The sequence below is a fragment of the Lentzea jiangxiensis genome (genome assembly GCF_900104175.1).
Classification (GTDB): Bacteria; Actinomycetota; Actinomycetes; order Mycobacteriales; family Pseudonocardiaceae; genus Lentzea; species Lentzea jiangxiensis.
The window spans coordinates 510603-523526 of record NZ_FNIX01000004.1 but is presented as its reverse complement, the minus strand read 5'-3'; the positions used below and the strand labels follow the sequence as shown (position 1 = coordinate 523526).

The 12924-nt window shown below is 67.8% G+C and carries 13 protein-coding genes and 2 tRNA genes; 11 read left to right on the top strand and 4 right to left on the bottom strand.

Features of this window, described 5'->3' with window-relative positions; translation table 11 throughout:
- Window positions 1–50 precede the first annotated feature (50 nt).
- The 9 genes from BLQ91_RS16550 to BLQ91_RS16510 all read left to right on the top strand — a co-directional run bounded on the left by BLQ91_RS16550 (window position 51) and on the right by BLQ91_RS16510 (window position 7634).
- Window positions 51–692 (top strand): dienelactone hydrolase family protein, encoded by a 642-nt coding sequence (locus tag BLQ91_RS16550; RefSeq protein WP_090097690.1) that lies wholly within the window; start codon window positions 51–53, stop codon window positions 690–692.
- A gap of 136 nt (window positions 693–828) precedes the next feature.
- Entirely contained in the window at window positions 829–1413 is a 585-nt protein-coding gene (locus BLQ91_RS16545; protein ID WP_090097689.1) for a hypothetical protein, read from the top strand.
- A complete protein-coding gene (locus tag BLQ91_RS16540) occupies window positions 1410–2705 on the top strand; it encodes a PPE domain-containing protein (RefSeq protein WP_090097688.1) in 1296 nt (431 codons plus the stop codon). The genes BLQ91_RS16545 and BLQ91_RS16540 overlap by 4 nt, the downstream gene beginning before the upstream one ends.
- The gene (locus BLQ91_RS16535) at window positions 2702–3457 is read left to right on the top strand and encodes an ESX secretion-associated protein EspG (RefSeq protein ID WP_090097687.1); all 756 of its coding nucleotides are present in this window, start codon (window positions 2702–2704) and stop codon (window positions 3455–3457) included. Before BLQ91_RS16540 ends, BLQ91_RS16535 begins: the two co-directional genes overlap by 4 nt.
- 75 nt (window positions 3458–3532) lie before the next feature.
- Window positions 3533–5479, top strand: coding sequence for an acetoacetate--CoA ligase (locus tag BLQ91_RS16530; RefSeq protein ID WP_090097686.1), 1947 nt, complete (start codon window positions 3533–3535; stop codon window positions 5477–5479).
- Window positions 5480–5634: 155 nt separating this feature from the next.
- Window positions 5635–5724, top strand: a tRNA-Ser gene (locus BLQ91_RS16525).
- Between the two features lie 42 nt (window positions 5725–5766).
- Window positions 5767–5839 (top strand) — tRNA-Arg (locus BLQ91_RS16520).
- A 460-nt stretch (window positions 5840–6299) separates the two neighbouring features.
- Window positions 6300–7022 (top strand): (d)CMP kinase, encoded by a 723-nt coding sequence (cmk, locus tag BLQ91_RS16515; protein ID WP_176959777.1) that lies wholly within the window; start codon window positions 6300–6302, stop codon window positions 7020–7022.
- Between the two features lie 162 nt (window positions 7023–7184).
- Complete coding sequence (locus BLQ91_RS16510) at window positions 7185–7634, top strand: HIT family protein (RefSeq protein WP_090097684.1); 450 nt, start codon at window positions 7185–7187, stop codon at window positions 7632–7634.
- Here the strand turns inward: BLQ91_RS16510 and BLQ91_RS16505 are convergent.
- Genes BLQ91_RS16505 through BLQ91_RS16495 form a run of 4 tightly spaced genes read right to left on the bottom strand, consistent with a single transcriptional unit; the run spans window position 7579 to window position 10723 of the window.
- A complete protein-coding gene (locus tag BLQ91_RS16505) occupies window positions 7579–8250 on the bottom strand; it encodes a class I SAM-dependent methyltransferase (RefSeq protein ID WP_176959776.1) in 672 nt (223 codons plus the stop codon). The two genes, BLQ91_RS16510 and BLQ91_RS16505, sit on opposite strands and share 56 nt — an antisense overlap.
- Entirely contained in the window at window positions 8241–9008 is a 768-nt protein-coding gene (locus BLQ91_RS41355) for a hypothetical protein (RefSeq protein ID WP_176959775.1), read from the bottom strand. Before BLQ91_RS41355 ends, BLQ91_RS16505 begins: the two co-directional genes overlap by 10 nt.
- Window positions 9009–9011: 3 nt before the next feature.
- Window positions 9012–10067: a thiamine-phosphate kinase gene (thiL, locus tag BLQ91_RS16500; RefSeq protein WP_245733479.1), complete on the bottom strand. Its 1056-nt coding sequence runs from the start codon at window positions 10065–10067 to the stop codon at window positions 9012–9014.
- Window positions 10064–10723 carry an HIT family protein gene (locus tag BLQ91_RS16495; RefSeq protein ID WP_090097682.1) on the bottom strand — a complete coding sequence of 220 codons (660 nt, stop codon included), beginning with the start codon at window positions 10721–10723 and terminating at the stop codon, window positions 10064–10066. The genes thiL and BLQ91_RS16495 overlap by 4 nt, the downstream gene beginning before the upstream one ends.
- Window positions 10724–11024: 301 nt before the next feature.
- On the opposite strand from BLQ91_RS16495, the gene BLQ91_RS16490 reads away from it, so the two are divergent.
- Together BLQ91_RS16490 and BLQ91_RS16485 are read left to right on the top strand one after the other, a co-directional pair.
- Entirely contained in the window at window positions 11025–11759 is a 735-nt protein-coding gene (locus BLQ91_RS16490; protein WP_090097681.1) for a DUF1990 family protein, read from the top strand.
- 45 nt (window positions 11760–11804) lie between these two features.
- Window positions 11805–12884, top strand: coding sequence for an NAD-dependent epimerase/dehydratase family protein (locus BLQ91_RS16485; RefSeq protein ID WP_090097680.1), 1080 nt, complete (start codon window positions 11805–11807; stop codon window positions 12882–12884).
- Window positions 12885–12924 lie beyond the last annotated feature (40 nt).

The following is a 12924-nucleotide window of genomic DNA, read 5'->3' as shown; positions in this document are numbered from 1 at the left end:
CGATTGGTCACGTTGACTGGAGTTCACCCCGGCGTGGAAGGCTGGGAATCATGACCACTACCCGCATCGAGACGCTTTCCCTCACCGACGGCCGTGAGCTGCGGGTGACGATCGCCGAGCCCGACTCCGCGGTGCGGGGCGGGCTCGTGGTGCTGCACGAGGCCCGCGGCATCACGACGGGGGTGCGCACGCTGGTCAGCAGCCTCGCCGAGGAGGGCTGGCTCGCGATCGCGCCGCACCTCTACGACGAGGACCGCGTGCACGGTGCCGACATCAAGGACCGGGTCAGCAAGCTCAACGGCGACCGGTTGCTCGCGGACACCGACGTGGCGTTCGTCTGGCTGGGCCAGCAGGGCGTGAGCGCCGACCGGATGGGCGTCGTCGGCTTCGACATCGGCGGCACCGTCGCGATGGTGGTCGCCGCGAGCCGCACCATCGGCGCGGCCGTCACCGTGCAGGCCCCCGGCATCCTCGAACCGCTCTCCGACGGGCTGCCCGCGCTGGTCGACGTCGCCGCGGACCTGTCGTGCCCGTGGCTCGGGATCTTCCGCGACGAGGACTCGGAAGAAGTGAGCAAGCTTCGTGATGCTGTGATCAGCTCGGAAACCGCGTCAGATCTGGTGCGTTTCAACGTTTCGAGTGACGAAGCGTGGTCTCGTGCGTTGAACTGGTTCGACGCTCACATGAGGTAAGAGTCTTTCCGGCGGATTGGAACCGAACCGTCGTCCAGGTACATCTAAGGAGTGCTTCGGACGGCTGACTGGGTGTAGCGCTGCGTAACGCCCAGTGCTGCGGTGACGAGTTATGCAGTGCAGGGGGTTGTGAGGGATGGCTGAAGGCACTGGGACAGGCACCACCACGGGTACGACGACTGGTACGACGACTGGCACGACCGGCACGACGACGACCACCGGGCCCACCGCCGCGGAAGCACCGCCGGTGACCCCGGACGTCTCGACGTCGGTCACCGCGCCGATCACCGCCGAGCAGCTGGCAGCGGCGAAACCCGCCCTCCAGCAGCAGATGCTGGTGGACAAGGCGGAGGCCAGCAACGCGGCGGCCAAGCTCGACCAGGCCGCCGACGACGGCAAGCTGACGCTCGACGTCGAGTCCGCGGACGCGTTGATCAAGGCCGTCGACACCGCGCGCGACCAGGTGATGGACCTGTGGAAGCGCACGACGGACCAGTTGGCCACACCGCTGCAGCTGGGGGAGAACCCGGTCGCCAAGGCGATCAGCGCGCGGTTCGCCGACCTCGCCGTCGGTGAGGACTCCGGGGCGGCCAAGGCGTTGCTGGACCTCTTCAAGGTCCTCGACGACATCGGCGACGCCCTGCGCCGCAGCCGCGACAGCATCCGCGACACCGACGAAGAGGCCGAGCAGGCCATGAAGAACGCCGGGGGGTCCTGGTGAGTCAGGGATCGAACGACAACAAGGGCAACGGCAACCGGGACGACAGGTCCTCGAACCACCACCACGACGACCACAAGTACGACCGCAGCGACCTGCACGAGCCGGTCGACTGGATGACGTACACGCACGAGCAGCTCTACAACATGGTGCACACCGGGGTGAACCTCGACGGTGCGCAGACCGCCGCGGCGAACTGGCAGAAGATCGGCGAGGACATCGCCGGCGTCCGGGCGAGCCTGCTCAAGGCCGTCGAGGACTCCGCGGTCGGCTGGGACAGCGAGTCCGCCCGGCTCGCCCGTGACGGCCTGACCGAGGTCACCAACTGGGTCGACGACACCGCGAACTACGCCACCAAGGTGTCCGTCGCGATCACGACCGAGACCAGCAACGTCGAGGCCGCCCGTGCCGCGATGCCACCGCCTCCCGCGGCCCCCCAGCCGCCGGTGCCGACGGACGCCGTGGTCCAGCGGCCGATCCTGACCCCGCAGGACCGCTTCGACCAGGTCGACGGGTTCACGAGCGTCAAGGACCCCCGCCTGGTGGCGGGTACGAGCACGGTGCCGGGCGAGTTCGCGGGCTTCGAGACCATCGGCACCAGCCCCGTCGACGCCCTCGCGGCCAACGACGCCTCGCACCGCCGCGCGGCGGACGTGATGGCGGCGTTCCAGCGCAACTCCGCCGCGGTCGACCAGACCGTGCCCGCGCAGTTCACGCCCCCCGTCAACCCGATCAACCCGACGCCGGCCGGTCCCGAGATCGGTGGCACCCGCACGCCGGGAACGCCGCCGGACGGCACCGCGGGCGGTGCGACGGGTGCTCCGGTCGCGACCGGGACGCAGAACCAGAACCGCGGCACCACGAACGCCTCCTCGCGCTTCGGTGGCGGCGGAGGTGGCGGTGGCGGTGGCGGACGCGGTGGCGCCGGAGGGGCCGGCGGCTTCCGCGGCGGCATGGCCCGTCCGTTCGGCTCCGGCTCCGGCAACCAGGGCGCCGCGGGTGGCGCCGGTGCCGGTGGCGCGGCCGCTTCGAGCGGTGGCGCGGCCGGCGTGAGCGACGGCCCGCGCGGTGGTGCCGGCGGTGCCGCTGCCGCTGCGTCGTCCACGACCGGTGGTGGCCAGACCAAGGCGTTCCAGAACCCGCTCGCGATGGGTGGCGCGCCGATGGCCGCCGGTGCCCCCGCGGCGGGCGGCCGTGACGACTCGCGGGAGCACAAGACCGCGAGCTACCTGGAAGAGGACGACAACGTCTTCGGTCTGGACCGCAAGGCGGCCCCGCCGGTGATCGGTCAGTGAACGAACGCCAGTTCACGGTGAGCTCGCAGGAGTTCTTCCTGCTGTGGCAGGCCGTGCACGGCGAGGACCGCGTCGTGCCGCTCGGAACGCCCCACGTCGGGGCGACCCGGGCGGCGCGGCAGCGCCTCGTCGAGGAGAGCTCCCGGACGCTGCACGCTCGTCGTCTGGGCACGATCCAGCGTCCCGACCCCGACCTGAGGGCACTGGTCAGCGGCCTGGGCGAGTTCGACCGCGCGGTGGAGATCGCGTACTTCAAGGGGACCGAACTGGCCCGCGGCATCGCCTGCGCGGGCTGGGGCGGTGCCTTCGCCGCCCGCGTGAACGACCAGGTGCACCTCTACCCGTTCCGGCCGAACGCGCTGGCGGCGGCCACGGTGTCGTCGTTGCCGGGCCTCGCGCCGGGGACCGGCCGTTCGGTCAACGTCCGCTGGGACGACTACGTGCGCGCGGGCAAGGCGGGGGAGCAGGAGGGCAAGCAGGCGTTCCTCGACGTCCTGCGCGACGCCGGCATCCGCGAGCCCGAGGCGCACAACCTGATGCGCATCGTCACGTCCCGCATCGGCGGCGGAGAGCTCGGCCTGACCGCCCGCAACCGCGACGGCGTGCCGCGCCCGACCGGTCGTTCGGTGTCGTGGCTCGACACGCGGGAGGGCCGGTACCTCCTGCGCAAGCAGGACGGCTGGCTCGTGCTGGCCCCGGCGGACGCGGCACGGCTGACCACCGCCGTCGACGAGCTGATCGCCGCCGCGTAGGTCCACACCGGCGGGCTCGCGCAAGTCCGCCAATCACACATGGACGTGCGGTTGTGCCTCGATTAGACATGGGGCATGACCGACACCGACGTCGAACTGCTGTGGCGCCCCGACCCCACGAGGGACAACGGGATGACCGCCTTCCGGACGTGGTTGCGCTCCGAACGCGGCCACGACTTCCCCGACTACGAGTCGCTGTGGGAGTGGTCCGTCTCCGACCTCGAGGGGTTCTGGGGCGCCGTGGCTTCGTACTTCGACGTCCAGTTCCACTCGGCCCACGAGCGCGTGCTGGGCTCGGCGGACATGCCGGGCGCCCGGTGGTTCCCCGGCAGCACGCTCAACTACGCCGAGCACGCGTTGCGCCGTGGCGCCGACGACGACCTCGCCGTGATCTTCCATCGCGAAGACGGTGTCGCTTCTTCTTTGACGTTCGGTGCGCTGCGATCACGCGTGGCCGCTTTCCGGGCCGCATTGGCCGCGCAGGGCGTCTCCCGGGGCGATCGGGTGGTGGCACTCGTCCCGAACGCCCCCGAGGCCCTGATCGCCTTCCTGGCGGCCGCCTCGCTCGGCGCCACGTGGTCGTCGTGCTCGCCGGACTTCGGCGCACGGGCCGTGGCCGACCGCTTCACCCAGATCGAGCCCGCCGTGTTCGTCGCCGTCTCCGGCTACGTCTACAACGGACGGTCGTTCGACTGCCGCCCGGTCGTGGAGGAGATCCGCGCGCAGCTGCCGGGCCTGCGCGCCACGATCTTGGTCGACTACCTCGACAACGGCGCCACCCTGCCGGACACGCTGTCGTTCTCCGAGCTGCTGACCGCACACGAGGGCGCTCCGCTGGAGTTCACGCCGGTGCCGTTCGACCACCCGCTGTGGGTGCTCTACTCGTCCGGCACCACGGGCCTGCCCAAGGGCATCGTCCAGGGCCACGGCGGCATCGTCCTGGAACACCTGAAGATGCTCGGCCTGCACAGCGACCTCGGCCCCGGCGACCGCTTCTTCTGGTTCACCACCACCGGCTGGATGATGTGGAACTACCTGGTGGGCGCCCTGATGGTCGGCACCACCATCGTCCTGTACGACGGCAGCCCGGCCTACCCGTCGCTGAACGCGTTGTGGCACTTGGCAGAACAGCACCGCGTCACCTACTTCGGCACCTCGGCCCCGTACGTCCAGTCGTGCCTGAAGGAGGGCCTCGAGCCGTCGTCCACCTACGACCTGACGGGCCTGCGCGTCGTCGGCTCGACCGGCGCACCCCTGACCCCGGAAGGCTTCCGCTGGATCGCCTCCGCCGTGGGCGAGGACGTCCAGATCGCCTCGGTCTCCGGCGGCACCGACCTCTGCACGGCCTTCGTGGCCGCCTCCCCGGACCGCCCGGTCTGGCTCGGCGAGCTCTCCTGCCGAGCCCTGGGCGCCTCGGTCCACGCCTACGACGAAGCCGGCCGAGCCCTGGAGGACGAGGTCGGCGAACTCGTGATCACCAAGCCGATGCCGTCCATGCCGGTCTTCTTCTGGGGCGACGAGGACGGCTCCCGGCTGCGCGACGCGTACTTCGACACGTACCCCGGCATTTGGCGCCACGGCGACTGGATCCGCATCACCCCGCGAGGCTCCGCGGTGATCTACGGCCGCTCCGACTCGACCCTGAACCGCGGCGGCGTCCGCATGGGCACCTCGGAGTTCTACCGCGTCGTGGAAGGCGTCGACGGCGTCGTCGACTCCCTCGTGATCGACACCTCCGGCGTCACCGAGGGCGAGCTGCTGTGCTTCGTCGTCCTGGACGGCGTCTCCCTGGCCGACGTGGAACCGTTGCTGCGCAGCGAACTCCGCTCGTCCCTGTCCCCGCGCCACGTCCCGAACCGCTTCGTGGCCGTGGCCGAGATCCCGAGGACCCTGAACGGCAAGAAGTGCGAGGTCCCGGTCAAGAAGATCCTCGCCGGCGCCGACCCCGACAAGGCCGTGAGCAGGGGCGCGCTGCGCAATCCGGAGTCCCTCAGGCCCTTCCTGGAACTCGCCTCGGAATGATCTAGGTCACTCCGTTCGCGGTGACCAGGCGTTCAGCGCCCTTCTCCGGCCCTTTGAACGTGCTCTGACCAGCACGTTTCGGGTTAGGAGGGGGGCGTTTTGCAAGTCGGTTGAGGACCTGTGTAACCTATGTCCCGTGGCCAAGGATGGTCCCGGGAGGCTTCGCCTAGTCTGGTCTATGGCGCCGCACTGCTAATGCGGTTTGGGGTAACCCCCCATCCCGGGTTCAAATCCCGGAGCCTCCGCAAGGCCGAGCCTCTAGAGGATCGGTTACAATTGAATAGCTCGCGCTCGTAGCTCAACGGATAGAGCATCTGACTACGGATCAGAAGGTTGCAGGTTCGAATCCTGCCGAGCGCACTTGAGAGGAAGCCCGGTTGCGGAGACGCAACCGGGCTTTTCTGTGTTCACGGAAGCGGACGCGCATCCTGGTGCCGTGAAAGCAAGGTTGTGCTGTGCATTACATGGTGGACAGCTGACGGCGTGAGAGGCCGACTCGTCATCGGTCAGCTGTCGTCGGTCGGGCCACCGACCCGTGGGTGAGTCGATCAAGGCGGCGTCGCGTGCTGCTCCCCTGTGGCGGGTGGTGCGTGCGAGCCAGTGATTACGTGTGTTGTTCTCGAGCCTTGTGGCAATGATTTGTCATCTTGCTTTCCCGATTGGAATTGATTCCACATCGACTAGAATGAGAGCTTTCGTGCTGTGACCTGGGGAGATGACCAAAACGGCTTTCTCGGCTGAATGGAATTCATCCAACAGCTTGGCTTGAATAACCGTGTGGCGCATCTTCTGTCAAGAACGAATCATGCTAATGTTGTGCATGGACTTGATGGCCTTGGATCACTCGCTGGAACATAAAGGGAAGCATTCGCTCGATGGTGTGTCACCTCACCTGGTGGTGGCGGTGGACGGTCCTGCTGCCGCCGGCAAGACGACCACGTGCAAGGCGCTGTCCAGGCGATTCGGCTTGGGCTATCTCGAAAGCGGGCGAACCTACCGAATAATTGCCTTCGAAGCGTTACGTCGCGGTCTTCCACCTGACAACCCGGTGAATGTTGTGGATCTGTGCGATGAGCTCCTCCGCGAGAGCCGTGAACAGGACTTGCTGACTTCGGGGCGGTACGGGAGCGCTGACCTCAGATCTCCCTCGGTCAACGTGGCCGTGTCGGACGTGGCGCGGATCCACGAGCTGCGCAAGCGGGTCACCGAGCTGGTGCGGCTCTGGGCTCGGCACCAGGGGCGGTGCATCGTCGAAGGTAGGGACATAGGCACAGTGGTCTTCCCCGCTGCGCCGGTGAAGTTCTACCTGACGGCGAGTCCCGAGGAGCGGGCGCGCCGACGCTTGGGCCAAGAGGGGGGAGCCTCCTACGAGGAGGTGCTCGCGGACGTCGTCCGTCGCGATGAGGCGGACATGTCGAGGGCAGTTTCGCCGCTCGTTCCCGCCGACGACGCAATAGTCATCGACACCACGACCATGGATCTGGAAGAAGTACTTGCCCGAATGGGTGCCGCCTGTGAACGTCGAAGCGTAACGTTTTCATGACCTCGAACGAGGTTGACGTGCCAGTGCTTTCCGAGACAAGATCAAAACGAGCGAACTCGACCGGTGGACACCTGATCGATTCGTGCGGGTGTCGCGCTACGTTGGCCGTCCGCTGCGGAGCTGAGCGGGGTGACTGTGACGGAACGTGAGAAAAGGGGCGTCATGAGGCAGTCAGTCGAGGCGAACCGCGATCAAGGCAGGCCGCGTGCTCAGGCTGATTGCCTGTTCTGCAACCTGGATGACAGCTCGCTGAACGACATAATGACGTACAGCGAGAATTTCGTCGTGCGGCGGGACAACTTCCCGAGTTCCAGGGGGCATGTGGAAGTGGTGCCGCGCAGACACGTCGAGTCTTTCTTCGACTTGACGGCGGCGGAGGTCGCCGAAGCGTTCGAGCTCATGCAGGAAGCCCGCAAGAAGATCGACGATGCCTTCGGCCCGGCGGCGTACACGATCGGTGTGAACGACGGCACCGCTGCCGGCAGGACCATCGATCACCTGCACATCCACCTCATCCCGCGGTACGAGGGGGATGTCGAGGACCCGCGCGGCGGCATCAGGCAGATCCTGCCCGGCGTTCACCATCCCGACGACTGGGCGCCCAGGTCTTGACCGCTTCGACGATGTACCAGTCCTTCCGTCCGCAGTAGGCCCACTCGACCGACGCGAATCCCGTGGCGATCAGCTCCCGCACGACGTCGTGCGGGCGACGCCAGGTGAACCACCGGTCAACGTCCATGCGCTCGCCTCGGTGCCACCCCTCCTTGTCGTCGTCGCGCAGGCTGATCGCAGTCGCACCCCCCTCCGCGAGCACCCGGTAGATCTCTCCGAAGGCTCGCGGATAGGCGGAGCCGGGGATGTGCAGCAGGCTTCCCGACGCCCAGACCCCGGCGAAGACGCGATCGCGGAACGGCAGCGTCAGCAGATCGAGTTGGACCGGCTTCGACGACGGTCCGGCTCGGAGCAGCTTGAGGAGCTCGGCACTCAGATCACCGCTGATCACGTCATGTCCGGCCGAGATGAGATGCCGGGTGTCACGTCCCGCACCGCAGCCGAGGTCGAGCACAGGACCTTTCGGCGCCCTCCCGCGGAACCTCTCGAGTTCTTCCTCCAAACCCGGGAAGTCGCTGAAGCGGTCCGTCTTGTCGGCGTAGGCGGACGCATCCCGGTCGTACGCCCGCCGGGTAGCCGCGGTGATGAGTGGCAGTTGCGGATCTTCTACGTGCACTCGAAGTCCTCCTGACCTATCACCAGGCCGAGCCTGGTCATCTCCTCGCGCACCGCGCGGCAGTCGAGCACCTCGAAGCCGTGGCTCGCGTCGACGCTGATGCACCCGATGAACCGGCTCCGCCCGTCGCGGATCGGCGTGGCCAGCAGGGCGGTGCGGTGGTTGAACGCGCGGAACTTCCTCCACGAAAGGTTCATCACCGACTCAGGACCGTGCTGCTCGACATGGGCGTCGAACTGGGCCTCGGTCGTCAGCTCGTCGATGAGCGGGGCGGCGTCGAAGAACGTCTCCTTGTTGGACTGCCAACACATCCCGACCACACCGACCCCCTTTTGAGGGGTGAACGGCTGGTTGAGCGGGTAGGTGGACATCCGGTAGGTGCTCACCCGCACCAGCACCCCGACCAGGGGGTGGCGCAGGGTCCGCTTGCGCCGCCAGACGTGCATTGCCAGGTCACCTGTCTCCAACGGCGGCTGGACGTTGCCGCTGATCTCGAGCATCTGCCCGAAGCCGGCGAGGATCCTTCGGCGGATGTTGACGTTGCGGTCGAGGACCGAGCGTTTCTGGTGGCTCTCGAACGGGGTCAGCGCGCCGAACACACCTGCCGCGACGAGCAGGACGAGCGGTACGTAGCCGTGCCCCTGCAGGAGCGAGTCCCAGAACAGCTTCGAGGGAACGTTGTAGGCCTTGCCGGCGAGTCCTACCGTCGCGACGAGCAGAGCGGCTCTGTCCAGCGCCACGGCCATCACTTGCTTCACGCGCTACCTGCCGGCTTGGTCCGGAACGTGCCGCCACGCCTTGCCGGGCAGTGAGGTGAGCTCACCGTTCGATCCGAGCATCACGGCACTGCCGGAGTCCGTGACCTCGCCTATCGCGTGCAGTGCCATCTCCTGCCTCAGCTGTTCCACCGCATCGGGCGGCGCGGTGAAGGCGAGTTCGAAGTCGACGGAGTCACCGAAGACCAGACCGAGCGGGTCCAGACGGAGGTGGTGGGCGACGGCGGCCACGGGTTCCGGCAGCGGGACGGAATCCTCGAAGATGGTGATTCCGACGCCACTGGCCGCGGCAAGGCACTCGACGGTCGCCTTCAGCCCGTCGGACGTGTCCTGACAGGACGTGACGCGCCCGCAGGCGGCAAGCGCGATGCCTTCGTCGACTCGGGCACTGGGCCGGCGCCAGCTCGCGAGCAGCGTCGCGAGGTGGAGTTCATCGATGGCCGGATCGGGGCGCTGAGCGCGGAGGTACTCCATCGCCGCTCCGGCGAAACCGGTCGGCGCTGTGACGCAGACGAGATCGCCCGGCTTTGCCCCGCTCCGGAACAACGCGCCTCCACGCCTGCACGTGCCGAGTGCCGTCGCGGACAGGATCAACCTCTCGGCGCTCCCGATGTCACCACCGATGTTGGGACAGCGGAACCTGCGGCAAGCGTCTTTGATCCCTTGCATGATGCTTTCGAAGGTCTCGTCGCTCATGTCCGCCGGGTAGCGCACGACCGACAGAAGGCCGATGGGATGAGCGCCCATGGCGGCGATGTCGCTCACGTTGGCGGCGGCCAGGTAGTAGCCCAAGTCGTACTCGGTCAGATGCCCCATTTCGTAGAGGCGGAACTTCGGGCCGCGCACGTAGTCGGATCCCACGACCAGTTCCTGGTCGCCGCTCATCCTGAAGACGGCGCAGTCGTCCTGTGCGTCGGCGCCGGCGATGAGATCGACCGTGCTTCCCTCGTCGGCCACCACCTGCTTGGTCGCGACACTCTGGTCGCGGAACAGGTTCATGATGACGTTCGCCAGCCGGGTCGGTTCGTCGGATCTCGTCATGACCAGCTCTCGACCATTTCCATGGTTCTCCGCAAGCAGTCCTTGCGCACGACGACCGCGTAATCCCACTCGGGATCGGGAATGTCGAGCGTGGTCGCGACGACCGATCGGAGGTACTGGCGCCGCTGGTTCCCGTTCGGCATGTAGACGCGACTGCGTCCGAGGTGGTGGCGGAGGAAGTAGGCCGATTCGGGCCACGGGGCGTCGCCGAGCTGTGTGATCGATTCGAGGTCGACGTACAGCAGTTCGTCGCGGATCAGCAATTCGTCCACTGCTGTTCCATCGGCCGGCAACAGGTGCAGGTGGGCGTGCGTGATGCAGGCGTGGGTGTGCTCGTCGGTGCCGGAGCCGTGTTCCAGGACCAGAGGCTCGCCGAACGTGCGGCGGTAGCGGTCCGAGATGTCGGACAGCAGCTCTTCCGTTTCACCGGGGTGGTCGCCGAGCACCTGGGCGAACGACAGGTAGTGCTTGCGGGGCAGGAGCAGGAGGTGGCCCGTCACCAGAGGGGACATGTCCGCCAGGACCTCGAAGTTCGCAGTGGACCAGGCTCGCCGATGTGGGGGATCGCCTTCGTAGAAACGGTGGAACGACGTATCGGCGGCTCCGGCGATTTCCTCGCAGAAGTCGGCGCCGTCGCACTGCGACATGTTGATCACCTGCGATTCCTCGTGTCGACCGCGAGTCATTGTGTTCGATGGGGCCTCGTGATCGTGTCGCAGTTCGATGGCGAATCAGTGTTCGGCGACCGAGGTTAACTCGAATGTCGCAACCCGATTAATGACAAACAATGGACATTCGCTCGTCGTACCACTTCTGGCGTCCAATTCTGGCTGAACGGGAATCCATGAAGATCGCGCGCACGTCATTCTGCCGAGGTGGAATACCTTCGCGGTGCTCGCTCCCGAACTCGTCGCCACGACCCGCGGATCAACCGGCCGTCCCGGGGTATCCGCCCGGATGCGCATCATGCGGGCGAACAAGCTCCCGGTCCACGAAGCCGTCACCCAGCTCCACGACAGAGCCGTCAACTACGACGTGGAAGAGATCCGCGGATCCGAGTGGCACTTCGACCACCACCGGTTCGTGCTGGGCACCGACCCGCCGGGCCGTCCGAAGGAGGGCTCGGTGTGGTGGCACGCCTACAAGGAGGTGGCCGCGTACGCCTTCACGCCCGCCGGGCTGTTGCGCGCCCACTACCTGCGCGAGGCGCCGTTGCTCGGCAAGGACCTGCTGCTGGTGGGCCGGTTCGCCGTGGTGCGGTTCGTGATGGGGGTGCGGATCACCGAGACCGGGTTCGACGAGGACGGTGTGCGCTACTCGTGGGGCTGGAGCTACGAGACGCTGCAGGGGCACATCGAGCGCGGCCGGGTCGACTACCGGGTCGTCAAAGACCTCGAGTCCGGTCTGGTGACGCTGGAGGTGAACAGCTACAACCAGGTCAACCCCCGCGCGCATCCGTTCATCAGGCTGGGCTGGTCGCTTTTCGGCCGGCGTGCGCAGCACCGGTTCTACCGGTCCGTCGGGGAGAACCTGCGTCGGCTCGCTCAGCAACCCGAGGTCACCGACACCCGGACGGGTACCGAGGACGTCGTCGAGGTGCCTCGTGGCGTCGCTTCGGGCAAGGAACCGTTCTGGGCCATCGCTGTTCTCGACGGTGCGAGGGACCCCGACCGAACGCATACCGCCCATTAGGCCGGGTACACGGCCCGGAACGGGGGCCTATGCGAGAAGAGGTCGATGGTGAAGGTTGTGATCACCGGGGCGTCGGGGAACGTCGGCACCGGTCTGGTCCGCGCTCTGGCGGCGGACAGCCCCGACCACGAGATCGTCGGCGTGTGCCGGCGCCCACCGGAGGCCGTGGCGCCGTACGACTCGGTCACGTGGCAGGTGTGCGACCTGGCGGCTGATGACGCGCCGGACATCCTGGAGGACGTCATGCGGGGCGCCGACGCGGTGGTGCACCTGGCGTGGATGTTCCAGCCCGTCCGGGACGGGGCGCGGTTGCAGCGCACGAACTTCAAGGGCACCGCGGCTGTGCTCAGGGCGGCCCGGCGTGCCGGTGTCCCGCACGTCGTGCACGGGTCGTCGATCGCGGCCTACGGGTCCGCGCCGACCTCGACCGTCTCCGAGGAGGCGCCGACCACGGGGGTCACCGGTTCGGCGTACGGGGAGGGCAAGTCCGAGGTCGAGGCCGAGGTGGCGCGGTTCGCCGCGGAGAACCCGGACGTCGCGGTGGCGGTCGTGCGACCGGCGCTGGTGGCCCAGGCCGGCGCCTCGGCGAGCTTCCTGGCGCTGTTCCTCGACCCGGTGGTGCCCCGGCAGGTGTTCGGTCTGATGCGCCGCGGACGGCTGCGGCTGCTGCCCTTGCCTTCGCCGCTGCGGGTGCAGCTGGTGCACGCCGACGACGTGGGTGACGCGATCGTGCGGATCCTGCACAGGCGCGCACGAGGGCCGTTCAACGTCGCCGCCGACGCGTTGGAGCTGGAGGACCTCGCCGCCGCGGCCGGCGCGCGGGCCGTGCCCGTGCCCGTGCGGGCGGTGAAGGCGGTGGTCAGCGCGTTGTGGAGGCTGCGCGCCCTGCACATGTCGCCGGGGTGGTTCGACGTCGGCACTAAGTCTCCGCTCATCGACACCACCCGAGCCCGCGAGGAGCTCGGCTGGGCGCCGCTGAAGACCAGTGCGGAGTGCGCGCGCGAACAGATCGGCGGCATCGCTGACGCGACCGCGCTGCCCAGTCCCGCGTTGCGCCGCGACCGCTTCAAGACCGAGCCGACGGCCGCCGGCTCCCGGCGACGCGTGCGTCTCACGAGCCCGTGACCTCGTAAACCAGTCGACTCCCGACCACTGTGTACGACTT